Annotated in this window: 25 protein-coding genes; 9 read left to right on the forward strand and 16 right to left on the reverse strand. The window is 71.7% G+C overall.

Annotated elements, in window-relative coordinates; translation table 11 throughout:
• Positions 1-41: 41 nt before the first annotated feature.
• Positions 42-2,315, reverse strand: coding sequence for a transglycosylase domain-containing protein (locus ACZ45Z_RS10560; protein WP_468359281.1), 2,274 nt, complete (start codon positions 2,313-2,315; stop codon positions 42-44).
• A 264-nt stretch (positions 2,316-2,579) separates the two neighbouring features.
• On the opposite strand from ACZ45Z_RS10560, the gene ACZ45Z_RS10565 reads away from it, so the two are divergent.
• The 5 genes from ACZ45Z_RS10565 (at position 2,580) to ACZ45Z_RS10585 (ending at position 7,627) form a co-directional block, all read left to right on the forward strand.
• On the forward strand, positions 2,580-3,551 hold the full coding sequence (locus ACZ45Z_RS10565; protein WP_468359284.1) for an SPFH domain-containing protein: 972 nt from the start codon (positions 2,580-2,582) through the stop codon (positions 3,549-3,551).
• Complete coding sequence (locus tag ACZ45Z_RS10570) at positions 3,548-3,832, forward strand: type II toxin-antitoxin system antitoxin (protein WP_468359287.1); 285 nt, start codon at positions 3,548-3,550, stop codon at positions 3,830-3,832. Before ACZ45Z_RS10565 ends, ACZ45Z_RS10570 begins: the two co-directional genes overlap by 4 nt.
• 131 nt (positions 3,833-3,963) lie before the next feature.
• Positions 3,964-4,488, forward strand: a complete 525-nt coding sequence (locus tag ACZ45Z_RS10575) for a PadR family transcriptional regulator (RefSeq protein ID WP_468359290.1) — start codon at positions 3,964-3,966, stop codon at positions 4,486-4,488.
• Positions 4,485-5,174 (forward strand): ABC transporter ATP-binding protein, encoded by a 690-nt coding sequence (locus ACZ45Z_RS10580; RefSeq protein ID WP_468359293.1) that lies wholly within the window; start codon positions 4,485-4,487, stop codon positions 5,172-5,174. The genes ACZ45Z_RS10575 and ACZ45Z_RS10580 overlap by 4 nt, the downstream gene beginning before the upstream one ends.
• Entirely contained in the window at positions 5,171-7,627 is a 2,457-nt protein-coding gene (locus tag ACZ45Z_RS10585; RefSeq protein ID WP_468359296.1) for an ABC transporter permease, read from the forward strand. The genes ACZ45Z_RS10580 and ACZ45Z_RS10585 overlap by 4 nt, the downstream gene beginning before the upstream one ends.
• 83 nt (positions 7,628-7,710) lie before the next feature.
• Here the strand turns inward: ACZ45Z_RS10585 and ACZ45Z_RS10590 are convergent, their stop codons facing one another.
• Complete coding sequence (locus ACZ45Z_RS10590; RefSeq protein ID WP_468359300.1) at positions 7,711-8,670, reverse strand: hydrogen peroxide-inducible genes activator; 960 nt, start codon at positions 8,668-8,670, stop codon at positions 7,711-7,713.
• 247 nt (positions 8,671-8,917) lie between these two features.
• Here ACZ45Z_RS10590 and ACZ45Z_RS10595 point away from each other — a divergent pair, with 247 nt between their 5' ends.
• Positions 8,918-9,472: a peroxiredoxin gene (locus ACZ45Z_RS10595; RefSeq protein ID WP_468359303.1), complete on the forward strand. Its 555-nt coding sequence runs from the start codon at positions 8,918-8,920 to the stop codon at positions 9,470-9,472.
• 11 nt (positions 9,473-9,483) lie between these two features.
• Entirely contained in the window at positions 9,484-10,017 is a 534-nt protein-coding gene (locus tag ACZ45Z_RS10600) for an alkyl hydroperoxide reductase (RefSeq protein ID WP_468359306.1), read from the forward strand.
• Positions 10,018-10,121: 104 nt separating this feature from the next.
• Here ACZ45Z_RS10600 and ACZ45Z_RS10605 read toward each other — a convergent pair whose 3' ends face one another.
• The 4 genes from ACZ45Z_RS10605 to ACZ45Z_RS10620 form a co-directional block, all read right to left on the reverse strand.
• Positions 10,122-11,609 (reverse strand): AI-2E family transporter, encoded by a 1,488-nt coding sequence (locus ACZ45Z_RS10605; RefSeq protein ID WP_468359309.1) that lies wholly within the window; start codon positions 11,607-11,609, stop codon positions 10,122-10,124.
• A 134-nt stretch (positions 11,610-11,743) separates the two neighbouring features.
• Entirely contained in the window at positions 11,744-12,442 is a 699-nt protein-coding gene (locus ACZ45Z_RS10610) for an aggregation-promoting factor C-terminal-like domain-containing protein (protein ID WP_468359312.1), read from the reverse strand.
• Between the two features lie 406 nt (positions 12,443-12,848).
• Positions 12,849-14,186: a PhoH family protein gene (locus ACZ45Z_RS10615; RefSeq protein ID WP_468359315.1), complete on the reverse strand. Its 1,338-nt coding sequence runs from the start codon at positions 14,184-14,186 to the stop codon at positions 12,849-12,851.
• Between the two features lie 317 nt (positions 14,187-14,503).
• Positions 14,504-15,301, reverse strand: coding sequence for an isoprenyl transferase (locus tag ACZ45Z_RS10620; RefSeq protein WP_468359317.1), 798 nt, complete (start codon positions 15,299-15,301; stop codon positions 14,504-14,506).
• A gap of 124 nt (positions 15,302-15,425) precedes the next feature.
• On the opposite strand from ACZ45Z_RS10620, the gene mgrA reads away from it, so the two are divergent.
• A complete protein-coding gene (mgrA, locus tag ACZ45Z_RS10625; RefSeq protein WP_468359320.1) occupies positions 15,426-16,463 on the forward strand; it encodes an L-glyceraldehyde 3-phosphate reductase in 1,038 nt (345 codons plus the stop codon).
• 246 nt (positions 16,464-16,709) lie between these two features.
• Here the strand turns inward: mgrA and ACZ45Z_RS10630 are convergent, their stop codons facing one another.
• Complete coding sequence (locus ACZ45Z_RS10630) at positions 16,710-17,447, reverse strand: prepilin peptidase (protein WP_468359322.1); 738 nt, start codon at positions 17,445-17,447, stop codon at positions 16,710-16,712.
• 32 nt (positions 17,448-17,479) lie between these two features.
• On the opposite strand from ACZ45Z_RS10630, the gene ACZ45Z_RS10635 reads away from it, so the two are divergent.
• The gene (locus ACZ45Z_RS10635) at positions 17,480-17,860 is read left to right on the forward strand and encodes a DUF192 domain-containing protein (RefSeq protein ID WP_468359325.1); all 381 of its coding nucleotides are present in this window, start codon (positions 17,480-17,482) and stop codon (positions 17,858-17,860) included.
• On the opposite strand, the gene ACZ45Z_RS10640 is transcribed toward ACZ45Z_RS10635, so the two are convergent.
• The 9 genes from ACZ45Z_RS10640 to ACZ45Z_RS10680 all read right to left on the reverse strand — a co-directional run bounded on the left by ACZ45Z_RS10640 (position 17,835) and on the right by ACZ45Z_RS10680 (position 24,639).
• Positions 17,835-18,509 (reverse strand): OmpA family protein, encoded by a 675-nt coding sequence (locus tag ACZ45Z_RS10640; protein ID WP_468359328.1) that lies wholly within the window; start codon positions 18,507-18,509, stop codon positions 17,835-17,837. The genes ACZ45Z_RS10635 and ACZ45Z_RS10640 overlap by 26 nt on opposite strands.
• An 8-nt stretch (positions 18,510-18,517) precedes the next feature.
• Positions 18,518-19,102, reverse strand: a complete 585-nt coding sequence (locus ACZ45Z_RS10645; RefSeq protein ID WP_468359331.1) for a hypothetical protein — start codon at positions 19,100-19,102, stop codon at positions 18,518-18,520.
• Positions 19,103-19,232: 130 nt separating this feature from the next.
• Positions 19,233-19,943, reverse strand: coding sequence for a pilus assembly protein TadG-related protein (locus ACZ45Z_RS10650; RefSeq protein ID WP_468359334.1), 711 nt, complete (start codon positions 19,941-19,943; stop codon positions 19,233-19,235).
• Between the two features lie 14 nt (positions 19,944-19,957).
• Positions 19,958-20,122 (reverse strand): membrane protein, encoded by a 165-nt coding sequence (locus tag ACZ45Z_RS10655; RefSeq protein WP_033266190.1) that lies wholly within the window; start codon positions 20,120-20,122, stop codon positions 19,958-19,960.
• A 416-nt stretch (positions 20,123-20,538) separates the two neighbouring features.
• Positions 20,539-21,432: a DUF5936 domain-containing protein gene (locus tag ACZ45Z_RS10660; RefSeq protein WP_468359337.1), complete on the reverse strand. Its 894-nt coding sequence runs from the start codon at positions 21,430-21,432 to the stop codon at positions 20,539-20,541.
• Positions 21,433-21,447: 15 nt separating this feature from the next.
• Entirely contained in the window at positions 21,448-22,395 is a 948-nt protein-coding gene (locus tag ACZ45Z_RS10665; protein WP_468359340.1) for a type II secretion system F family protein, read from the reverse strand.
• Positions 22,392-23,732 carry a CpaF family protein gene (locus tag ACZ45Z_RS10670; protein WP_468359344.1) on the reverse strand — a complete coding sequence of 447 codons (1,341 nt, stop codon included), beginning with the start codon at positions 23,730-23,732 and terminating at the stop codon, positions 22,392-22,394. Before ACZ45Z_RS10670 ends, ACZ45Z_RS10665 begins: the two co-directional genes overlap by 4 nt.
• Positions 23,729-24,259, reverse strand: coding sequence for a TadE/TadG family type IV pilus assembly protein (locus ACZ45Z_RS10675; RefSeq protein WP_468359347.1), 531 nt, complete (start codon positions 24,257-24,259; stop codon positions 23,729-23,731). The genes ACZ45Z_RS10670 and ACZ45Z_RS10675 overlap by 4 nt, the downstream gene beginning before the upstream one ends.
• Complete coding sequence (locus ACZ45Z_RS10680; protein WP_468359350.1) at positions 24,256-24,639, reverse strand: TadE/TadG family type IV pilus assembly protein; 384 nt, start codon at positions 24,637-24,639, stop codon at positions 24,256-24,258. Before ACZ45Z_RS10680 ends, ACZ45Z_RS10675 begins: the two co-directional genes overlap by 4 nt.
• Positions 24,640-24,642 lie beyond the last annotated feature (3 nt).

A 24,642-nucleotide genomic window follows, 5' to 3' on the forward strand; every position in this document is an offset into this window, starting at 1 on the left:
TGCTGTCGCCGGCCGGGACGGCGGCCGGTCTGGGTGGCCCGTCAGTCGAAGCCGGGCAGGGTCTTGTCGCCGTCGGGTCCGGTGCCGCCGCCGGTGCCGTCGCCGGTGCCGCCGTCCGTGGTGCCCCCGTCGGGCGGGGACGAGCCGGTCGGGTTGGGCGTCGTCGGGGTCACCGGCGGGCTGCTCGTGGGGTCCTTCGGGCTCTGGGTGGGTGCCGTCGGGGTCTGCGAGGGGGTCTGGCTCGGTGTCTGGGACGGGGTGGCGGACGCGGAGGGGGTGCGGGTCGGCGTCGGGGCGGTGGTCGGGGGCACCCCCGCGCCGAGGTCGGTCTCCAGGTCGAAGTCGGCGCCCGTGGCGCCGCCGATCGCGGCTGCGGTGTAGTCGGCCCACACCAGGGCGGGGTAGCCGCCGCCGTTGACGCGGCCGCCGCCCCCGGTGCCCTTGAGGGTGACCTGGGCACCCTGGCCGATCTTGCCCTCGGACTTGGCTGCCTCGCCGAACATGCCGACGGCGGTGACCAGCTTGGGCGTGTAGCCCACGAACCAGGCGGACTTGTTGTCGTCGGAGGTGCCGGTCTTGCCGGCCGCCTTGTAGTCGGCGTTCTTCACGGAGTCCGTGGCCGTGCCGTCGTTGACGACGCCGGTCAGGACGGAGGTGACGGTGTCGGCCGTCTCGCGGCTGAGGACCTGGTCGCCGATCGGGTCGGGCAGGTCGGTGGGCTCGGTGCCGTGCACGGCCTTGGTGACCAGCGTCGGGGTGACCTTCTTGCCGTGGTTGTCGAGCGTGGCGTAGGCGCCGGCCATCTGGAGGGTGCTGGCGCCCATGGTGCCCAGCGTCATGGCGGGCTGGACGTCCATCTTGGCCCCGTCCATGCCGAGGCTGACGGCGGTCTTCTTGACCTTGTCCAGGCCGACGTCGGCGCCCATCTGGGCGAAGACGCTGTTGACGGAGTTGTTCGTCGCGGTCTGGACGCTGATCTTGCCGTACTGGTGCTCGTCCTCGTTGGGCGGTGCGAAGGGGGACATCCCGCCGACGACCGGGCGGCGGTTGCGGCCGTCGTAGATCGTGTTCGGGGTGATCGGGACGCCGCTTTGTGTGGTGGCCTTGTTCTCCATGGCCGAGGCGAGGATCAGCGGCTTGAAGGTGGAGGCGGGCTGGTAGTCCGAGCGCAGGGCGTTGTTGGTGTAGTGCGTGGTGTAGCCCGCGCCGCCGTACATCGCCACGATGTGACCGGTCTTGGGGTCGACGGAGGTGGCGCCGATCTGGGCGTCGGCGTCGACGTCGCGCTTCTTGGGGTCGAGGTCGTCGGTCAGCTTGTGCTTGACGGCCTTCTCCAGCGCCCGCTGCTTGTCCCGCTCGATGCCGAGGGTGACGGTCCAGCCGCCGGCCGCGAATTCCTTCTCGTCGACGCCGTGGGCGAAGAGTTCCTTCTTGGCCGCCTCGACGAGGTAGCCGCTCTGGCCGTCGAGCCCGGGCAGCGGCTTGGGGTCATGCGGCGTGGGGAACGTCTGCTTGTCGCGCTCGGACGAGGGCAGCCAGTGCATCTCGACCATGTTGTTGAGGGTGTAGGCCCAGCGTTCCTTGACCCGCTTCCTGCCGGCCTCGGTCGCGGTGGTCCAGTCGTACTGGCTCGGCGCCTGGAGCAGCGAGGCGAGATAGGCGCCCTGGGAGACGGTGAGCTTCTCGACGTCCACGCTGTAGTAGGCCTGGGCGGCGGCCTGGATGCCGTACGCGCCGCGGCCGTAGTAGCTGGTGTTGATGTAGCCGGCGAGGATCTGCTCCTTGGTGAACTTGTTGTCCACCTTGAGCGAGATGACGATCTCCTGGAGCTTGCGGCTGACCGTCTGCTCCTGGCTCAGGTAGTAGTTCTTGACGTACTGCTGGGTGATCGTCGAGCCACCCTGCTTGCCGCGGCCCATCAGGGTGTTGAGGATGCCGCGGAAGGTGCCCTTGAGGTCGACGCCGGAGTCCTTGAAGAAGGTCTTGTTCTCGGCGGCGACGAAGGTGTACTGGACGGCCTTGGGGATGCGGCTGATGTCGACGGTCTCGCGGTTGACCGCGCCGGCCCGTGCCATGACCTTGCCGTCGGCGTACTTGTAGATGTTGCTCTGCTGCTCGGCGTCCTGATTGCCGTGCGTGGGGACATCGACGTAGAGGTACAGGCCGATGAAGCCGAGGATGCCCAGCAGGCACACCCCGAGGAAGGTTCCGAGGATCTTCTTCCAGGTGAACAGGCGGCGTATGACGCCCTTCTGCTGTTTCCTGGCCCGGCGGGCGCTCCCCTGTCGCGCCCGTCTCGCTTCCGCACGGCCCATCGCTTAAGCAACTCCAGTCAATTCCGCCCCCAGCCAACTAGCTGTTGAAGCTAACACCGCATCTGTCAACAAATACTCATCGATCAAGGCTTTTCCCGACGTGACAAACAGCACCCGGGGCGAGGGAACCCCACACCGGGTTTTCCGCGTCGGCCTGGCGGCGTACGGGATCCGTGGGCTAAAGTGCTAGCACTTTGCTAAGCCAGTGACATCAGCAGTCGCATCGTGGCCTCAACTGTCGCGGCGCGAGGAAACGGGGATCCCATGTCCGACCGGACAACCGCCGACCGCACCACCGACTCCGGCGGCGCACTCGCCGCCGACACCCCCGAGATGCCGCAGCCGCAGGTCCGCGAGACCGCGGCGCACAGCATCCCGGGCGGCGTCGCCCTGCTACTGACCGTGCTGGGGGTGTTCCTGGGCATCGCCGGCCTCGTCGCCGGCGGCGTGCTCGGCTCGGGCGGCAACGACGCGGCCGGCGTGGCGCTGGTCGTCGTCGGCATCCTGGTGCTCGTCGGCTCCTTCTTCTGCATGACCGGCGTCAAGATGGTCGCGCCCGGCGAGGCCCGGGTCATCCAGCTCTTCGGACGGTACGTCGGCACGATCCGCACCGACGGCCTGCGCTGGGTCAACCCGCTCACCTCCGCCCGGAAGATCTCCACCCGGGTGCGCAACCACGAGACCGCCGTCCTGAAGGTCAACGACGCCTACGGCAACCCCATCGAGCTGGCCTCGATCGTGGTGTGGAGGGTGGAGGACACCGCCCAGGCGCTGTTCGAGGTCGACGACTTCCTGGAGTTCGTCGCCACCCAGACCGAGGCGGCCGTCCGGCACATCGCCATCGAGTACCCCTATGACGCGCACGACGAGAACGCCCTCTCCCTGCGCGGCAACGCCGAGGAGATCACCGAGAAGCTCGCCGCCGAACTGACCGCCCGGGTCCAGGCCGCCGGCGTACGGATCATCGAGTCGCGCTTCAGCCACCTCGCCTACGCCCCCGAGATCGCCTCCGCGATGCTCCAGCGGCAGCAGGCCGGCGCGGTCGTCGCGGCCCGCCAGCAGATCGTCGAGGGCGCGGTGGGCATGGTCGAGCAGGCGCTGGCGCGGATCAGCGAGCAGGGCATCGTCGAGCTGGACGAGGAGCGCAAGGCGGCCATGGTGAGCAATCTGATGGTGGTGCTGTGCGGCGACCGGGCCGCCCAGCCGGTGCTGAACACGGGCTCCCTCTACCAGTGAGCGCCGACACCCCCCAGGGGCCCGGCGCCGAGGGCGAACGGGCCCCCGCGAGAGGGCCGCGGCAGCGCAAGCAGGTGCTGCTGCGGCTCGATCCGCTGATCCACGACGCGCTGGCGCGGTGGGCCAACGACGAGCTGCGCAGCGCCAACGCGCAGATCGAGTTCCTGCTCCGCAAGGCCCTCGCGGACGCGGGACGGCTGCCCAAGGGCGCGGGCGCCATCCCGCGGCGGGGCCGGCCCCCCAAGGGGCGGCCGCCGGCCGGCACGTCGGACGAGGACTGAGCGTCCGGCGGCGTGTGCGGAGTGCGGTCCGGGCGCGCCCCGAGATCCGCGACCGGGCGCGGGGTGTGCCCACCCAGGCCGTATACATCGCGCGTATACACCCGGATTACAGGCCAAGTAAAGTGGTCGGCATGTCAATCGGTCATACGCTGCTGGGCCTCCTGGAGTCCGGCCCCCGCCATGGCTACGACCTCAAGCGGGCCTTCGACGAGCGCTTCGGCCACGACCGCCCGCTGCACTACGGTCAGGTCTACTCCACGATGTCCCGGCTGCTGAAGAACGGTCTGGTCGAGGTGGACGCGGTGGAGGCCGGTGCCGGCCCCGAGCGCAAGCGGTACGCCATCACGGAGGCGGGCGTCACCGACGTCGAGCGGTGGCTGGCCCGACCGGAGAAGCCCGAGCCCTACCTCCAGTCGACGCTCTACACCAAGGTCGTCCTGGCCCTGATGACCGGCCGGAACGCCGCCGAGCTGCTCGACACCCAGCGGGCCGAGCACCTGCGGCTGATGCGCGGGCTGACCGAGCGCAAGCGCGGCGGCGACCTCGCCGACCAGCTCATCTGCGACCACGCCCTGTTCCACCTCGAAGCGGATCTGCGCTGGCTGGAACTGACCGCGGCCCGCCTGGACGGGCTCGCGGAGACGGTCCGCGTATGACGCCCGAGGGATCCCTGCTGGCGGCCGAGGGGCTGCGCAAGGCGTACGGAGCCACACCCGCGCTGGACGGCGCGGAGTTCTCCGTCCACCCGGGCGAGGTCGTCGCCGTCATGGGCCCCTCCGGCTCCGGCAAGTCGACGCTGCTGCACTGCCTGGCCGGCATCATCCGGCCGGACGCCGGCACCGTCCGCTACGGCCCGCACGACCTGACCGCCCTCTCCGACGCCCAGCGCAGCGCGCTGCGCCGCGGCGACTTCGGCTTCGTCTTCCAATTCGGGCAGCTCGTGCCGGAGTTGACCTGCCTGGAGAACGTCGCGCTGCCGCTGCGACTCAACGGCGTCAAGCGCAAGGACGCCGAGCGCCGGTCGCGGGAGTGGCTGGAGCGGCTGGAGGTGACGGGCGTCGGTGGCCGGCGGCCCGGTGAGATATCCGGCGGCCAGGCGCAGCGCGTCGCCGTCGCCCGCGCCCTGGTCACCCGCCCCCGCGTCCTGTTCGCCGACGAACCGACCGGCGCCCTGGACTCCCTCAACGGCGAACGGGTGCTGACGCTGCTGACGGACGCCGCCCGCGAGACCAACGCCGCCGTCGTCCTGGTCACCCACGAGGCCCGGGTCGCCGCCTACTCCGACCGCGAGATCGTCGTCCGCGACGGCAGGGTCAAGGACATGCTGGCGGGCCTGGGATGAATCCGCTCCGCTCGCGGTCCGGCGCCGGCGGCGGGCGGGACGGTGACCGCGGACGCCCGGGCCCGGCGGACGCCGCCGCCCGCCCCGGTCCCGTGCACCCCGCCCCGCTCCCCACCCCGCGCACCGGCCCCTCCGTCTGGGCCCGTGACCTGGCCATGGGCATGCGGTGCGCGGCCGGCGGCGGCCGTACGGGCTGGATCCGTACGGCGCTGACCGCCGCGGGCGTAGCGCTGGGCGTGGCCGTCCTGCTGCTCGGCGCTTCCGTGCCGTCCCTGATGGATTCCTGGCACGGCCGGGAGAAGGCGCGCGAGAACCTCGGCCAGCGGCACGAGCCCGCGCCCGCCGACGACACCGTGCTCTACGCCCCCGCCGACACCACCTTCCGCGGCGAACCGGTCCGCGGCCGGCTGGTGCGCCCGGACGGCGCGCACCCGCCCGTGCCGCCCGGTGTGGGTCACCTGCCCGGCCCCGGCCGGATGCTGGTCTCCCCCGCGCTCAAGGAGCTGCTGGCCTCGCCGGGCGGCGCACTGCTGCGTGACCGGCTGGACTTCGAGGTGGCCGGCGTCATCGGTGACGAGGGGCTGCGCGGCCCGGCGGAGCTGACCTACTTCGCGCAGAGCGCCACCCTGGCCGAGTCCGCCGGCTACCGCGTCGACCACTTCGGCAAGGACTGGGAGGCGCCGCCGATGCGGGCGCCCGTCGTCCTGCTGGTGATCATGACGTGTGTGGCGCTGATGACGCCGGTCATGGTCTTCATCGGCACCTCCGTGCGGTTCGGCAACGAACGGCGCGAGCGCCGGCTGGCCGCGCTGCGGCTCGTCGGCTCCGACGTGCCGACCACCCGCCGGATCGCCTCCGGCGAGGCCCTGTTCGGCTCGCTGCTGGGGCTGGTCGCGGGTGCCGCGCTGTTCCTGGGCGGGCGGCGGTTCGCCTCGGTGGTCACGCTGTGGGACGTCAACGTCTTCCCCTCCGACGTGTCCCCCGGCGTGCCGGCCACGGCACTGATCGTGCTGCTCGTCCCGACGGCGTCGGTCCTGGTCACGCTGTTCGCGCAGCGGTCCGTCACCGTCGAGCCGCTGGGCATCGTCCGCGACCGGCCGGCCGTCCGCCGCCGGCTGTGGTGGCGCCTGGCGCTGCCCGCCACGGGCGTCCTGCTGCTGCTTTCCCTGGCCGGGGAGCGGCCGTGGACGGACAGCACACCGAACACCCTCCGGCTCGCGAGCGGCGCGATGCTGCTGCTGCTCGGCGTCACGGCCCTGCTGCCGTGGCTGGTCGACGCGGTGGTGCGGCGGCTGCGCGGCGGCCCGGTGCCCTGGCAACTGGCCACCCGGCGCCTGCAGTTGAGCAGCGCTTCGGCCACCCGCGCGGTCAGCGGCCTCACCGTCGCGGTCGCCGGCGCCATCGCGATCCACATGCTGATGACGGGCATGCAGGCCGGCTACGCGCAGGCGTACGCGAAGTCCGGCGAACGCCCGCGGATCGGCCTGTGGAGCGGCTCCGGGAGCTGGCCGCAGACCCAGCGGGCGCTCACCGCGCTGCGGGCCACACCGGGGGTGACCGCCGCGCACGGCACGGTCGACGGCCTCGTCGGCAAGCTGCCCGCCACGGGCCGCGGCGCCGCGGACGCCACCGCGACGCTCGCCGTCGGCAACTGCGCCGAGCTGCGCGTACTGGCCCGTCTGGCGTCCTGCCGGGACGGCGATGTCTTCGTCACCGACGCCCGGGAGAAGGACTCCCCCGTGGCGCCCGGGGCGACCGTCGACCTCAACCCGGCGCTCACGGAGGGCGAGCGGGCGGCCCCGCGCCCCTGGAAGATCCCCGCCGCGGCCCGCGCCACGTCGCTGATCGCCTCCGGCCAGGACGCCGACCTCTCCTCTTACGACCTGCTGGCCACCCCGTCCGCGCTCGACACCGCCCGGCTCGGGAGCGCCGACATGGAGCTGCGGGTCGATTTCGACCGCGGCACCAAGGACGCGGTGGAGTACCTCCGCAACACCGCCGCGCACATCGACCCGACGCTGCGCGAGGCGTCGAGCGTCGACAATCCGCATGACGCGCAGTACACGAGCGTGCGCGACGGCCTGTTCCTCGGCGCGGTGGTCACCCTGCTGCTGATCGGCGCGGGCCTGATCATCTCCACCGTCGAACAACTCCAGGAACGCCGCCGCCTGCTGTCCACCCTCGACGCCTTCGGCACCCGCCGCGCCACGCTCGGCTGGTCGGTGCTGTGGCAGACCGCCATCCCGGTGACGCTCGGCCTGGGCCTGGCGCTGGGCTGCGGGCTGGGGCTCGGCGCGCTGCTGCTGACGATGACCGACAGCGCGGTGACGGTGGACTGGCCGGTGGTGGCGGGCATGACCGGCATCGGCGGCGGGGTGATCCTGTTGGTGACGGCGCTCAGCCTGCCGCCGCTGTGGCGCCTGATGCGGCCCGACGGCCTGCGCACGGAGTGACGGCCGCCGCCACCGGCCGCCCCCGACGCCTCCTCTTCGGCGCCGACGGCCGCTCGTTGACGACGGCTACTCGTTGACGAGAGCTACTCGTCGATGATCCGTACGGGCAGCCGCCGCAGCGCCACCCGCAGCGCGTCCGCGAACTCCTCGAACTCGCGCTGCCGGGCCGACCCGCCGCGCATCGCCAGCGCGATCCGCCGGGCGGGCGCCGGGTCGGCGAAGTACCCGGTCGTCAACTGGTCGTTGCGGCCGGTCTCGACCCGCAGCGCGGTGCGCGGCAGCAGGGTCACGCCCAGCCCGCCGGCCACAAGCTGCACCAGCGTGGACAGCCCCGCCGCGCTCGTCGTCACCGGCACCCCCTCCTCGCGGCCCGCCTCCCGGCAGATGTCCAGCGCCTGGTCGCGCAGGCAGTGCCCCTCGTCGAGGAGGAGCAGATCCAGTTCCTTCAGCGCCTGGCGCGGGATGTCGCCGCGCCCGCCCAGCCAGTGGTCCTTGGGCGCGACGAGGACGAAGTCCTCCTCGAAGAGCGGGAGTTCGGTGACCTGGGGGACGCCGAGGGGCACCGCGAGCAGCAGCAGGTCCAGGCGCCCGTGCCCGAGGCCGTCCAGCAGGGAGGCGGTCTGCTCCTCGTGGACCTGGAGATCGAGGTCGGGGTAGGTCTGGTGGACCAGGCGCAGGACGGTCGGCAGCAGATACGGCGCGACGGTCGGGATCACCCCGAGCCGCAGCACTCCGGTGAACGGCGCCCGCGCCGCCTCCGCTTCCTCCATCAGATCCCCGACCGCCTCCAGGACCGTACGGGCGCGCGCGGCCACCCGCTCCCCCGCGGGCGAGAGCAGCACCTTGCGTGTCGTACGCTCCAGCAGTTGCACGCCGAGCGCTTCCTCCAGCGCGGACACGGCACCGGACAGGGCGGGCTGGCTCATCCCGATCTCGGCCGCCGCCTCCCGGAAGTGCAGGTGCTCGGCGACGGCGACGAAGGCCCGCAACTGGGCCAGGCTGGGTTGGCGGGGTCTCCCGCCGGGGGTCAGAGGCGAAGCCACTGATAACCACCTCCGATCGAGATCACCCATTCTAGCGAGGGTTTCTGATCAATGCCCGGCGGGGCGGGGCGGCCACCCGGGGCCACGCCAGTCCACTGATAGCCAGACCCGATCAACATCAACCAGTCCGGCTATTTCCCTGATCAATGTCCGCTGTGCCACTGTGTCCACCGTCCAAGCCTCAAGAAAAGCCCCCGAATCCTCACAAGGGACGTCGAGCGGGCTTGCATTTTCGCAAGGAGAGCGCGTGCTCACTGTTGGTGACAAGTTCCCCGAGTTCGATCTGACCGCCTGTGTCTCCCTGGAGACCGGCAAGGAGTTCGAGCAGATCAACCACAAGACCTACGAGGGCAAGTGGAAGATCGTCTTCGCGTGGCCCAAGGACTTCACCTTCGTGTGCCCCACCGAGATCGCCGCGTTCGGCAAGCTGAACGAGGAGTTCGCCGACCGTGACGCGCAGATCCTCGGCTTCTCCGGTGACTCCGAGTTCGTGCACCACGCCTGGCGCAAGGACCACCCGGACCTGACCGACCTGCCCTTCCCGATGCTCGCCGACTCCAAGCACGAGCTGATGCGCGACCTGGGCATCGAGGGCGAGGACGGCTTCGCGCAGCGCGCCGTCTTCATCGTCGACCAGAACAACGAGATCCAGTTCACCATGGTGACCGCCGGCTCCGTCGGCCGTAACCCCAAGGAGGTCCTGCGGGTGCTGGACGCCCTGCAGACCGACGAGCTGTGCCCGTGCAACTGGAGCAAGGGCGACGAGACCCTCGACCCGGTCGCGCTCCTCTCGGGCGAGTGAGCTGATCCGACATGGCACTCGACGCACTGAAGTCCGCTCTGCCGGACTACGCCAAGGACCTGAAGCTGAACCTCGGTTCGGTCATCGGCAACAGCGAACTCCCCCAGCAGCAGCTCTGGGGCACCGTGCTGGCCTGCGCGATCGCCTCGCGCTCGCCGAAGGTGCTGCGTGAGCTGGAGCCGGAGGCCAAGGCCAACCTCTCCGCCGAGGCGTACACCGCCGCCAAGTCGGCGGCCGCCATCATGGCGATGAACAACGTCTTCTACCGCACCCGGCACCTGCTGTCGGACCCGGAGTACGGCACCATGCGCGCCGGTCTGCGGATGAACGTCATCGGCAACCCCGGTGTGGAGAAGGTCGACTTCGAGCTGTGGTCGCTGGCCGTCTCGGCCATCAACGGCTGCGGCATGTGCCTGGACTCGCACGAGCAGGTGCTGCGCAAGGCGGGCGTGGACCGCGAGACGATCCTTGAGGCCATCAAGATCGCCTCGGTGCTCCAGGCCGTCGGCGCCACCCTCGACTCCGAGGCCACCCTCGCCGAGTAGTGAGGCGGTGCGGGCACCCGCATCACCCGTCATACGACGAAACCCCGCGGACACCTCGTGTCCGCGGGGTTTCGCGCGTACGGGGATGAGCCCCCGGCCCGCTCCTAGTCCCGGGCCGCTTCCGCGTCCGCCGTCGGCGGCGCCTGCGCCTGCGCCGGCGTCGCACCGAGCGCCGTGGAGCCGTGCGCCGGCGGCATCATCCGCAGCGCCTGCTCCTTGGAGTACGCGCGCAGGAACCCGACGACGGTGTTGGTGACCGCCACCAGCGGCACCGCGACGACCGCCCCGCCGATGCCCGCGATCAGACCGCCCGCGGCGACCGACAGGATCACGGCGAGCGGGTGGACGCGGACCGCGCGGCCCAGGATGAAGGGCTGGAGGATATGGCCCTCGATCTGCTGGACGGCCAGCACCACCGCCAGCACCAGCAGGGCCGTGAACACGCCCTGGGTGACCAGCGAGACCACGCACGCCAGCGCGCCCGAGACCACCGCGCCCACGAGCGGGATGAAGGCGAACAGGAAGATGAAGACGGCCAGCGGCACGGCCAGCGGCACATCGAGGAACCACAGGCCGATGCCGATGAAGATGGCGTCGATCAGGGCCACCACGACCGTGCCGCGCACATAGGCGGTCAGCGTGCGCCAGGCCCGCGGCCCGGCACCGGCCACCCCCTCGCGGGCCGCGGCCGGTACGAGTTTGAGCAGCCAGGTCCAGATCCGGCGGCCGTCGTAGAGCAGGAAGAGCGTGGTGAACATCGCCAGCAGGATGCCGGTGAGCACTTCGAGGACGACGGTGACGCCCTCCAGGCCCGCGGAGGTGATCGCCTCGGTGTTGGCGCCGATCGCGTCCTGGAGATTCTTGGCGATGTGGTTGATCTGACCCTCGGTCACATGGAACGGGCTCTTGAGCAGCCAGTCCTTGAGCTCGCTGATGCCCTCCTGGATGCGGCGGGACACCGAGTCGATGTTGTCCTGGACCTGCCACACCACGAACCAGCCGACCAGTCCCATGACGACGAACCCGCCGACGAAGGACAGCACGGTCGCGGGCCCGCGCGGCAGGCCGCGGTTGCGCAGCCACCCGACGGCGGGCTGGAGCAGCGCGGTGATCAGCAGCGCGGCGATGAAGGCCAGCACGACCAGTTCGATGGTGGTGATGACCCGCGCGAGCACCCACAGCGTCCCGGCCAGGATGAGCAGCCGCCAGCCGACCTCGGCGGCGACCCGTACGCCCCACGGCACCGCGTCGACCGGATCGGGCCGGGCGGCGACGGCGGGCGCGTACAAAGGGGGCGCGGGTACGGAGTCCGGCGGACGGACCTCGTCGGACCGCGCGGCGGCCGGAGTGCCGGGGTGCGGGACGCCGTCCGAGGTGTCCGGCACCCGCTTGGCGGTGGCGGTCGCGGTCGCGCTCCCGGACGTCCAGGAGTGGCCCGTGCCGTCCTGGGCGTCCGCGTCCCCGGCCCGCCCCATCCCGTCCGGGTCGTCGTCGGCCGCCGCTTCCGCGCGGCGGCGCTGTTCCTCAAGCCGCTGCGAGAGCCGGGTCAGACCTGCTCCCAGGTCACCGACCCACTGAGGCAATCTGGACATGTCGCTTCCTCTTCCCCGCCCGCCCGCACAACTGACGGCACGACGTTACCCGTGACGGATGCGCGAAACCCCCGACGCGGACGCGGTCGGGGGTTTCGCGACGTGCTGCTGTGCTGCCGGCGGCCTGGGTCGGCCTAGTACCAGCTATTGGCCTGCCAGAACGACCAGGCGCCGCAGGGGCTGCCGTAGCGGTCGTTCATGTAGTTCAGGCCCCACTTTATCTGCGTGGCCGGGTTGGTCTGCCAGTCGGCGCCGGCCGAGGCCATCTTCGAGCCGGGCAGCGCCTGCACCAGCCCGTACGCGCCCGAGGAGGCGTTGGTGGCCCGGTAGTTCCAGCCCGATTCGTGATCCACTATGTTGCTGAAGCACTGGAACTGGTCGCCGGCCATCATCTGGCGCGCCATGGCCTGGGTCTCGGCGATGGTGTATGAGCCCTTGACGGTGAAGTCGCTCGCGTCGCGCGCGGCGGAGCGGGACGCGGCCAGCTCCTTCTTCTCACGCGCTTCGGCGGCCTTCTTCGCCGCTGCCTCTTCCGCGGCGTCCTTCTTGTCCTGCGCGGTCTGTGCGGCTGCCTTGCGCGCCGACTCCTGTGCGGACTTCAGCGCCGCGGCATCGGCCTGGGTGGACTGCTCGTCCGCCTGCTGCGTCAGGGAAGCCGTCTGTACCTGGGCCTGCTGGCCCGCGGGGATGTCGGCGATCGTCGCTTCGGCAGCGGCGGCTTCGGCGTTACCGACCGAGGCCTGGCTGCCTGACGCGACGCCGACGACGGCGCCGACGGTGGTGACCGCGGTGGCGGAGGCCACGGCGAATCCCCGGACCGAGATCCGGCTCACACGTTTTCCTTCCAGCATCGCCCGCATAGGTGACCTCGCGGACGCAATCGTGCCCCTGGCGCTGGTCTCCCCTTGTTCCGGCCCCTGTTGAGCGGTAGGGACCGACTGGTCACGGGAGGCACTGGCCCGGTACGTCCCCTAGGGGTCCGCGTGGTGCTCGGGCGGCATACGGCGACTCGCTATGAAGTTCGGGGTGTTCCGCACCTCTGGGGATGCTGGTGTGCCGTATGCGGGGCCTGACAGGACCCAGACTCTGCCCCAACGAGAGGCCCCGAATCAATTCTCCGTTGCGTGTGAAAGCTCACACCCCGTTTACACCTGCGGTTTTTCGGATATCCCCGCGCGGCGCGACGCCGCCCGGCTAAGCTCCTTCGCTTTGCCGGGCGGCGCACGGGTTTACAAAGGGTCAGATCCGGCCGTCCTCCAGCATTTCGGTCACCAGCGCCGCGATCGGCGAACGCTCCGAGCGGGTGAGCGTGACATGGGCGAACAGCGGATGGCCCTTCAGCTTCTCCACGACGGCGACCACTCCGTCATACCGCCCGACCCGGAGATTGTCGCGTTGTGCGACGTCATGCGTCAGCACCACCCGGGAATTGGCCCCGATCCTGGACAGAACCGTCAAAAGGACGTTCTTCTCCAGTGACTGGGCCTCGTCCACGATGACGAACGCGTCATGCAGCGACCGTCCGCGAATATGGGTGAGCGGCAGCACCTCCAGCATTCCGCGGCCCACCACCTCTTCGATGACGTCCTTGCTCGTCACCGCGGACAGCGTGTCGAAGACGGCCTGAGCCCAGGGGCTCATCTTCTCCGCCTCGCTGCCCGGCAGATAGCCCAGCTCCTGCCCGCCGACGGCGTACAGCGGCCGGAACACCATCACCTTGCGGTGCTGCTGCCGCTCCAGCACGGCCTCCAGGCCCGCGCACAGCGCCAGCGCCGACTTCCCGGTGCCGGCCCGGCCGCCCATCGAGACGATGCCGACCTCGGGATCGAGCAGCAGGTCCAGCGCGATGCGCTGCTCGGCGCTGCGGCCGTGGATGCCGAACGCCTCCCGGTCGCCGCGCACCAGCCGGACCGCGCCCTCCGGCGTGACCCGGCCGAGCGCCTTGCCGCGTTCGCTCTGGAGCACCAGCCCGGTGTGCACCGGGAGTCCGGCGGCCTCCGGCACGTGGGCGGTCTCGGCGGCGAACAGGTCGTCGACCTGCTCGGCGGTGACGGGCAGCTCGGCCATGCCCGTCCAGCCGGAGTCGGTGACCGCCAGCTCGGCGCGGTACTCCTCGGCCAGCAGTCCGACCGACGACGCCTTGATGCGCAGCGGCAGGTCCTTGGAGACGACCGTGACGTCGTACCCCTCGGCCTGGAGGTTGCGCGCCACCGCCAGGATGCGCGAGTCGTTGTCGCCGAGCCGGTTGTGCTGGTTCAAGAAGGCCGCGGGCAGGATGCCCGGGTCGGAGTGGTTCAGTTCGACGCGCAGCGAGCCGCCGAGGTCCCCGATGGGGATGGGGGCGTCCAGCCTCCCGAACTGCACGCGGTAGCCGTCGAGCAGGCGCAGCGCCTGGCGCGCGAAATAGCCGAGTTCGGGATGGTGCCTCTTCGCCTCCAACTCCGTGACGACGACGACGGGCAGCACGACTTCGTGCTCGTCGAAGCGGGACATGGCGCCTGGATCGGCCAGCAGGACGCTGGTGTCGAGGACGTAAGTGCGCCGGCCGTTCTCACGGCGCTTGTTGCTGTTCACCACGGGTGGACGAACCCCCTCGGATGAGGTCGGGGTGCGACGGCGTCGCGGGGGACAGGACCGGGTTCTGGCCACGACGCGCGGGCCGAACGCCGGCCCTCCGCGTCATCCGTGCGGTACGCACGATCGTCCGTGATGAGCAACGGGCCTCCCGGGCGGACAGCCCCATGCCATCCGCTGAGATACGGCGCCCGATGTCTGGTTCCGGACGCCGACCTGCTTGGGATATGCCCTTGTTGGCGCGCGCCCATGCCACGGCATATGACGCCCGCTCGGTGAATCTTTGGTTACGCGTGATCGTCCGGGGGTCGGCTCGGGGGTCAGAAGCCGTAACGCCGGTGCCGGGCGGCGTAGTCACGCAGGGCGCGCAGGAAGTCGACCTTCCGGAACGCCGGCCAGAAGACCTCGCAGAAGTAGTACTCCGAATGGGCACTCTGCCAGAGCATGAAGCCCGACAGCCGCTGTTCGCCGCTCGTGCGGATCACCAGGTCCGGGTCGGGCTGGCCGCGGGTGTAGAGGTGCTCGGAGATGCGTTCGATGTCGACGATCTCGGCGAGCTCCTCGAAGGAGGTGCCGCGCGCGGCGTGTTCCAGCAGCAGCGAGCGCACCGCGTCCGCGATCTCCTGGCGGCCGCCGTACCCGACGGCGACATTGACCAAAATGCCCGTGTTGTCGACGGTGGTGTCTTCGGCTTCCTTCAGTACCTTCTGCGTCCCGGCGGGCAGCAGGTCCCGGTTGCCGACGTGGTGCACCCGCCAGCGGCCGTCGGCCGCCAGGTCGCGCACGGTGTTCTCGATGATGCCCAGCAGCGGCGTCAGCTCGTCCTCGGGCCGGTCGAGGTTGTCCGTGGAGAGCATCCAGAGCGTGACGACCTCCACATCGGTCTCCGCGCACCAGCCCAGCAGCTCGCTGATCTTGGCCGCGCCGGCCTGGTGGCCCTGTTCGGGCGTCCGCCCGTCGGCCCGGGCCCAGCGCCGGTTGCCGTCCAGGATGACGCCGATGTGCTTGGGCACCTGGCTGTGGTCCAGACGGCCCTCGACCCGGCGCGCGTACAGCCGGTAGACCAGATCGCGCAGTGCGGGCGGATACGGGATGCGCACCCCGGAAGATCGCAGCATGTGTGGTCCAGCCCCTCCGTGCCGAAATGGCGGTCGCCCCGTCGCCTCAAGTCGGCAACTTTACTTCTCCGGTCTGTGGAAGGCCCAATCAGGTGTGTCACAAGTACGTGATAGGGAGATGAGCATGACTGGCACCTCTCACTACCGCGCCGTGGATTCGCGCTATGACTCCATGGAGTACCGGCGCACCGGCCGCAGCGGCCTCAAACTCCCCGCTATCTCCCTCGGACTGTGGCACAACTTCGGGGACGACCGCACCCTCGCCTCGCAGCGTGCCATCCTGCGCCGCGCCTTCGACCTGGGCGTCACGCACTTCGACCTGGCGAACAACTACGGTCCGCCGCCCGGATCCGCGGAGCTGAACTTCGGAAAGATCTTCGCGCAGGACTTCCGGCCCTACCGCGACGAGATCATTCTCTCCACGAAGGCCGGATATCTGATGCACCCCGGCCCGTACGGCGAATGGGGCTCGCGGAAATATCTCCTCTCGTCGCTCGATGCCTCACTGAAGCGGATGGGTGTCGATTACGTCGATATCTTCTACTCGCACCGCTTCGACCCGGCCACCCCGCTGGAGGAGACGATGGGCGCGCTCGCGTCCGCCGTCCAGCAGGGCAAGGCGCTGTACGCGGGCGTCTCGTCCTACAACGCCCAGCAGACCCGCGAGGCGGCCCGCATCCTGCGCGGCATGGGCGTCCCGGCGCTCATCCACCAGCCCTCGTACTCGATGATCAACCGCTGGACCGAGGACGACGGGCTGCTGGACACCCTGGAGGCGGAGGGGATGGGCTGCATCTCCTTCGCACCGCTGGCGCAGGGCCTGCTGACGGACAAGTACCTGCACGGCATCCCCGAGGGCTCGCGGGCCTCGCAGGGCAAGTCGCTGGACCCGGACCTGCTGTCGGAGGACGTGCTGCGCCGGCTCCACGGCCTGAACGAGATCGCCGACCGCCGCGGCCAGTCGCTGGCGCAACTGGCGCTGTGCTGGGTGCTGCGCGACGAGCGGATGACGTCCGCCCTGATCGGCGCGAGCAGCGTCGCCCAGTTGGAGGCCAACGTCGCGGCGCTGGGCGCGCCCGAGATCACGGCGGCGGAGCTGGCCGAGATCGATCAGTTCGCGAAGTCCACGGACGGCGTGAACATCTGGGCCCGCCGGGGCTGACGGCGGGGCGGGGGCGCCGGACGCGGCGGGCGGACCGGCGGGGGCGGCGGGCCCGGCGGGCGGCGGCGCGCTCGTCCGGGCAAGAAAAAGCGGGCCGGTCCGTGGGGGGGATACGGACCGGCCCGAGGGGGGGTTTCCACCATAACCCCGTGGGAGGGGTGCTGCGTGCAAGGCGGGGAGGGTGGGCGTGGCCCGGCGGGGGCGCGGGCGGGCGGAGAGCGGCCGGGAAGGCCGGCCGGGCGGCGGTCAGGAGACCGCGGCGGCGCTCAGCAGCAATCCGCAGAACGCGCCGACGATCATGGACGGGCCCAGGGGCATGGTCTGTTTCCGCCGGTCGCGCCTGGTGAGCAGCAGTCCGGCACCGTAGAGGGCGCCGAGCAGCACCCCGGCCGCGCCGCCGGTGACGACGGCGCGCCAGCCGTACCACCCAAGGGCGACCCCCAGGCCGACCGCGAGCTTGACGTCACCCAGCCCGATGCCCGCCGGGTTGACGACGAACAGCAGGAGATAGAACGCGCCGAGCGCGGCGCCGCCCAGCAGCGCCCGCAGCCACGCCCCGCTGTGATCCGTCTGCCATCCGACGACGCCGAGCACCGCGGCCGGCAGGAGGGCGAGCGGCAGGGTCAGGGCGTCCGGGAGGCGACCCACCCGTACGTCGACGATCACCAACAGGACCGCGACGGGCGTCGCCGGCAGCCAGGCCGCCAGCTCGGGCCGGGCGCCGGTGGCGGCCGCCAGGGCCGCGCAGACCAGCGCGGTCACGGCCGCCGTGGGCAGCGCGGCGGGCCCGTAGGCCGCCCGGCAGTCGCGGCAGCGGGCCGGGCCCAGCCAGCCGCGCGCCGGCCCGGTGAGGACGTGGCCCCCCGGACAGGCGGCGCGCCACTCCTCTTCGGGCCCGACGCCCATCCGGTGGGCGGGCCGCGGCAGGAGCAGCCCGGCCGCGGCCCCGTAGGCGGCGGCGAGAACCATCAGCGTCACTGGCACGCCTCGACCATAGAGCTGATAGAACGACGGCCATGGCGCGTTGGGAGAACGGTCCGGGGATCCTGCGGGGCGCGGCGGCGGACATTCCGCTGGAGATCGCGGCGTCCTACCGCGCCCGCACCCGCGGTCTGCTGGGTCGCGACGGTGTCGAGGGGGCTCTGCTGCTGACGCCGGCGAGCGGGGTGCACACCTTCGGGATGCGGTTCGCGCTCGATGTCGCCTATCTGAGCCGGGACTTCACGGTGCTGGCGGTGCGGACGATGCCGCCGGGACGGATGGGGCTGCCCCGCCCGCGCGCCCGGCACGTCCTGGAGGCCGAGGCGGGCGCGATGGCGCGCTGGGGACTGCGGCCCGGCCTGCGCGTGACGGTGGTCCGCGGCACGGCGGTCAGGACGCGGCGCGCGGGAAGCTGACCTCGACCCGGCGGTTCTTCTTACGGCCGGCTTCGGTGGAGTTGTCGGCGATGGGGTACTGCTCGCCGTAACCGCGGATCTGGAAGGAGACCGACGAGCCGAGGTCCTCGGCCAGCTCCCGCTGGACGGCGTTGGCCCGGTCCTTGGACAGCACCAGGCCGTGCCCGGCCGAGCCGAGGTTGTCGGTGAAGCCGAAGACCCGCAGGCTGGTGGCGTGCTGCTTGCGGATCTCGGCGGCGATGGTGCGGATACGGGAGAGCGCGTCCGGGGTCAGGTCGGCGCTGTCCTTGCCGAAGAGCACCTCGGCCTGGAGCGCGAAGGTCACGTTGTCGTTGGTGTCCTGGCGCCGCTCGGACCCGTCGTCGGTCTCGACGATCGACTTGATGTTGAGGACCTTGGACGGGGCGAGCTTGGCTCCCTGGACCATGCGCAGGTCGGGGTCGTGCGGGTCGATGCGCACCGGCGGGCTGGTGTCCTCGGTCATCCCGGGCGGGTCGGCCCGCGCGGCCGGGGCCGTGAGCGTCGAGGTCAGCAGCAGGGCCGCAGCGACGGTGCCGGCCGTACGGAGGGCGTGCGACGTGCGGGACGTGGGTGACGCGTGGGTCACCAGGGGCGTGGCAGGCGCGGCGGGGGTGGAGGTCGTGGTCATCGGCCCGCTCAGTCCGTGATCCGCACGCTGGCCGGCGGCATCGTCGGCAACTGGAAGTCGACCTCGGTCACCTTGGCCGGCGGCGCCGGGAACTGCGCGAAGACCGGGCGGCTGGCCCCCGGCAGCAGACCGCTGAGCCCGGTGGTGCACAGGCATTCGCCGTTGGTGTCCCGCAGCACCAAATACCGTTTCTTGCCGGCCTTGTCCACGAGCGTGGCGCCGGAGATGGAGGAACGCGACCGCATCTCCGTCTCGTTGGAGCGCCAGTCGATGGCGTTGAAGGCGCGGGTGCCGCGGTTGGTCACCGTGCCGTTGACGGTGACGAAGCCGCCGGAGTCACGGACGACGGAGTGCAGCGTGACCACGATGCCGTCCGGTCCCTTCATCTCGCCGATCACCTTGTCGGAGTCGGCCGCCGGTGCGCCGGGGCCGCTCTCCGCCGAGGAGGTGGCGGGGGCGGGGGGCTTGCCGCCGTCCCCACCCCGCGCGCCGCCGCCGTCGCCACCGCAGCCGGCCACGACGAGAGCCAGGCCGGCAGCGCTCGCCATGGCGACCGCTCCCCTGGCGGCCTTCGTGGTGCGCCGAATGCTCATGGATGCGATTCCTTTGATCGTCGGTGGCTCGTCGGTGGTCCGGGGTCTCGCTCGGGTCGGTGGCTCGGGGCCGTGCGGTCCGGTGGGTCCGGTCTGTCGGCTCGGTTCGTCAGGGGCGCCGCCGCGCCGGTCAGTTGGCGAGGCGTACGGCGAAGAGGTCGGAGGCGTCGGGTGGATCGCTGAGGTCGTCGGGGTCGAGCGTCCGGCTCTCGCCGTCGCAGAGGAGCGCGACGGTCGCGGGCTTGTCACCCTCGCCCTTGCCGTCCTCGCCGTCGCCCGTCCCGTCCTCCCCGCTCCCGGTGCCCGTGCCGCCCGTGGGCCCGTCCTCGTCCGCCGGGGCCGGGTCGCGGGTGCAGCGGGGTGCGACGACGGCCTTGGCGCGCGCGGCGGCGTGCTCCTTCTCCGTGCCCGGGATGACCGAATCGCCGACCGTGCGGCGGGACTTGACCGTCACGTCGAACGAGGTGGGCCAGGAGCCCGGCACGCAGCCGGCGCCGGTGAGGACCGCGTCGTTGCGGCCCGCGAACCAGGCCGCGTGCGCGCAGGCCGCCGCCGAGGGCGCGCCCCGCCCGCGCAACAGCTCCTCCCACGCCGCCGCGTCGTCGTCGGCACTGCCGTCCCGGACGCCCTGGAGCACTTTCGCGGTGAGCTGCTCGCGGTACTTCTGGCCGGCGGCGAGCGCGGCCGCGTCGGCGGCGGTCTGCGCGCCGTTGCGGGTGGCCGCCGCCTGGCCCACGGCGAAGAACGCGAACGCGAGAAAGAGCAGGCCCCCGACCGCAACGATGTAGAGCGGAAAGGCCTGCCCCGCGTCGCGCCGCCGGCGCGTGGGAAGGGCCGTCATGGCCGTGGCGCCGGCTAGATGCCGACGACGTCGGAGATCTTGTTCGCGATGGCGTTCGCGATCTGGCTGCCGAAGTCCGTGGTCGACAGGACCAGGACGATCGCCACGACCACCGCGATGATGCCGAGGTACTCGATCGAGGTCTGTCCCCGGTCGTTCCCCAAAACCCGCTTCGCCATCGTCTTCCCCTCCATGGGCGGCCGTCCCGCTCTGGTCCGGCTGGTCTGTCCCCGTGGTGCCGGCGCGCTTGTCCGCGCTCTTGACACGAGAAAAGTACGCTGGAAGAGGGTTCCCGGAACAGGGATTCCGTACCCCGTCTCCTTTCGGGAACACGAACAAGCGGCACAACGGCCTGTTTTGGCCACTCCCGCGCACCCCGCCCACCCCCGCTCCCCCTCCAGAACCCTCCGCCGCACCGACACCTTCGAGACCGGCCGGTCCGCCCGTATCGCGGTACGGAGGGAGCCGCCAGGCCCACCACTGTGGCACAACTCGTTGCTGTTGCGAAGACGTTGGCGAGAAGCGGGCGGTGCGCCGCCCGCATCCGGCCGGGTGCGCCGGGCGGGACCGGCCGGCGCGGCCCGAGGCGGCACGGTCAGTCCCCCATCAGTGAGCCGAAGTTGGTCCCCGAGCCCAGGAAGAAGCCCGCGAGCAGCAGGATCATGGTGGCCGGGACCATGAAGGTGGTGACGATCATGGTGGCTTTGGGCACCGCCCGGGCCGCGCGCCGGCGGGCGTTCTGGGCGTCGGTGCGGCGCATGTCGTCGGCGATCTGGATCAGCGTCTCGACGATCGGCGAACCCAGTTCCTCGCCCTGCTGGAGGGCGGTGACGAACTGGGCGACCTGTTCGGAGTCGTTGCGTTTGCGCAGTTCATCGAAGGCCGCACGGCGGCTGACACCCATGTCCATCTGCCGCAGGGTGATGCGCAGTTCGTCGGCCCAGGGGCCCTCGTACTTCTCCGCGACCCGGTCCAGCGCCTGGCGGAAACCGAGCCCCGCGCTGACGACGACGGCGAGGACGTCCAGGAAGTCGGGGAGGGTGCGTTCGATGGTGTCGCGGCGCAGGCGGATCGCGGCCCAGATCCCGACCTCTGTCCAGAAGAGGCCGAACAGGACCATCAGGACGCCGAGAACCGGCTGGCCGCGCAGGAACATCACCACCGCGCCGAAGAAGCCGAGGGCGCCGTAGACGGCGCGGCGGGCGGCGTAGCGGTCGACGGTCAGGCCGCCGGGGTTGCCCGCGAGATCGATGCGCCGGCGCAGGCGGGCGACGCGTCTGCCGCCCATCAGGCGCAGGACGAGGGGGGCGTAGCGCATGCCGGTGCGGTCGACGGCGGAGCCGACGGCGGTCGTCCGGGTCGAGCCGACCTCCAGGGCCAGCGCGAGGTCCGGCGGCAGCCTGGCCTCGCGGCGGTAGAGGGCGGTTCCGCAGGCGATGCCGGCGACCGAGAGGGCGAAGAGGAGGGCCAGCCAGATTCCGGTTCCCATGGCGATACCTGACACCTAGACGTCGATCTTGGAGAAGCGGCGGATGAGGAAGAAGCCCAGCGCGTAGAGGGCGAAGGCCACCAGGACCGCGAGCTGGCCGAGGAAGGAGGAGGTCATCCGGTCGATGGCGCCGGGCGCGATCCGGTTCATCAGCAGCAGGGTGCCGATGCCGAGCAGCGGGACGACGTAGGCGGTGACGACGACCTGGGAGAGCTGGGTGCGCACCTCGCGGCGGGTCTCCTTGCGCTCCTCCAGCGTCTTGGTGAGGTTGCGCAGCGAGCCGACGACGGTGCCGCCGGCGCGGTTGGCGAGGACCAGGGTGGTGACCAGCACGACGAGTTCGCGGGAGGGGAGGCGGTCGGCGAGTTCGCCGAGCGCCTCGTCGATGGAGTGGCCGACGGCGAGCTTGTCGCAGACCTTGGCCAGCTCCTCGCCCGCCGGTGCCTCCAGTTCCTCGGCGGCCATGGCCAGGGCCGTCCGCAGGGCCAGCCCGGCCTGGGTGGCGTTGGCGAGGATGCGGGAGAGTTCGGGGAGCTGGCCGATGAATTTCTCGATGCGCTTCTGGCGCTGCCAGTTGAGGAAGGCGAACGCGGCCCAGACGGCGGCCAGGGCCGCGAGCGGGCCGAAGAACGCGGCGAGGGTGGCCTGGGCGATCAGCCACACCGCCAGCACCGTGCCGAGCAGGTAGACGACGAATTCGCCGGGGGTGACCTCCAGGCCGGTGGCGGCCAGCCGCAGGCCGAGGCGGCGGCCGAAGCGGGTGCCGCGCAGGGTGCGGTCGACGGAGGGGAAACGGCGGCGCCGGCCGGCCGCGGGCAGGCTCCGCTCGTCGGCGAGCCGGTCGACGACGGCCTGGCGCTGGGCGCGCCCGGCCGCGTAGGTCCGCACTCCGGCGACCGCCAGCACCCCGCACAGGACGGTGGCTCCCAGGGCGAGGAGGGCGGGGTCGCGCGGGCCGGTCATGAGGTGGCCTTCCGGGTGGCGAGCTGGTCGTCGCTGGTGGCGACGCCGAAGGCGGGCGGGGTGGCCTCGCTCGCCATGAAGAGGCGTTCGGCGGCTCGGCGCGGCAGCGGGAAGTAGCGGAACCGGCCGTGCACGACGCGGTCGGCGCCCATCGGTTCGGCGTCGAAGCGGCAGATGGTGGCGATGCGGTAGTCCTCGTGGCCCCGGGAGTCCAGGAGGGCGATCTCGCCGATCCGGCGGGAGCCGTCGGCGTGCCGGCCGAGTTGGACGATGCAGTCGACGGCGCTGTTGATCTGGTCGCGCAGCGCCTCGAAGGGGATGGTGACGTCCGACATGGAGGCGAGCGTCTGGAGGCGCATCAGGGCGTCCTCGGCGTTGTTGGCGTGGACGGTGGCGAGCGAGCCGTCGTGGCCGGTGGACATGGCCTGGAGCATGTCGAGGGTCTCACCGCCGCGTACCTCGCCGACGATGATGCGGTCGGGGCGCATGCGCAGGGAGTTGCGTACGAGGTCGCGGATGGTGATCCGGCCCTTGCCCTCGACGTTGGGCGGCCGCGACTCCAGCCGGATGACGTGGGTCTGCTGGAGCTGGAGTTCGGCGGCGTCCTCGACGGTGATGATGCGCTCGCCGTCCGGGATGAGGCCGGAGAGGGCGTTGAGCAGGGTGGTCTTGCCGGCGCCGGTGGCGCCGGAGACGACGACGTTGAACTTGGCGCGCACCAGCGCGGCCAGCAGCATCAGCATCTGCTCGTCGAGGGTGCCCATGCCGATGAGTTCGGCGAGGGTGTAGGCGCGGGGGAAGCGGCGGATGGTGAGGGTGGCGCCGTTGAGGGCGAGCGGCGGGATGATGACGTTGACGCGTTCGCCGGACGGCAGTCGCGCGTCGACCATCGGGTTGGACTCGTCGACCCGCCGGTTGACGGTGGAGACGATCCGCTCGATCGTCTGCATCAGTTGTTCGTGGGAGGCGAAGCGGACGGGGAGGAGTTCGACGCGGCCGTTGCGCTCGACGTACACCTGGTCGGGGCCGTTGACCATGATCTCGGTGATCGAGGGGTCTTCCAGGAGCGGTTCGAGGACGCCCAGGCCCAGCGCCTCGTCGACGACGCGGCGGATGAGCTGGGCGCGTTCGGCGGTGGACAGGACCGGGCCCTCGCGGCTGATGAGGTGGCCCAGGACACGCTCCAGGCGGGTCCGGCGTTCGGCCGCGGCCAGCGAGGACATCTCGGCCAGGTCGATCTCTTCGAGCAGCTTGGCGCGGTAGACCGCGACGAGGTGGCTGTCGTGGCGTGCCTCGGCGGGCGGCTCGGGCGCGACGATCCGGGCTTTCAGACTCATCGCGGGGCTGCTCCTTGGTGAACGCGGCCGACGGGCGCCGCGGCGTGCGGGCGGCCGGCATACGCGACGGCGGTGCCGGGTGCGGTACGGGGCATGGTGGCGCTGCGGCGGGCGGAGCCGAAGTCCACCCCGGGGAGGAGCGAGGGGATGCGCACGGTCGCGGTGGCGCGGACCGAACCGCCGCCCGCCTCCACGGAGATGGTGGCGCCGTCGGCGACCCAGCCGCTCATCGCGGCAAGGCCCGCGGCCCGTGGCGGAAGCTCGCGGTCGGGCTCGTCCAGGGACGCCGTACGGGCCGCGGCGCGGGCGCCGGTGCCGGCCTGCTGGACGGCGTAGGCGCCCAGGCCCAGTTGGACCACGGCGAGGGCGACCAGGAGCAGGATCGGCAGGAAGCCGAGGAATTCGATGGAGACCTGGCCCCGGTCCCGGCCGCGGCCGCGCAGCCGGCCGGGAAGGCGCGGGTGGCGGCGCTCCGGGCGGCGTGCCATGGCGCTCCCCTCTCGCTTCGTGCTGTCCGCCGCGCTCATCCCCGGGCCTCCTTCACCGCGCCGGCCGTACCGGTGACCGTCCAGGGGAAGTCGGCGGCGCCGGGGAAGAGCACGGGGACCTTGAGGTGGACGGTGGCCCGCCACAGGCCGGCCTCGGCGCCGCACCGGAAGGTGGCACCGCCGCGCCAGGAGCCCGGCAGGTCGCGTGCGGCGGCGGTGCGGCAGGCGCCCGCGCCGCCGCCCTGGGTGGCGGTGGCGGCCCGCGCTCCCCGGTCGGCGGCGTGCGCGGCGAGCGAGTAGGTGTAGCCGACCAGCACGAACTGCCAGACCAGGGCGAGGACCGTCGCGATCAGGGGGAGCAGACCGAGGAATTCGACGGAGACCTGTCCCCGGTCGCTGCCGCCCAGCGGCCGGCGCACCGC

The organism is Streptomyces sp. NPDC031210 (assembly GCF_055570395.1).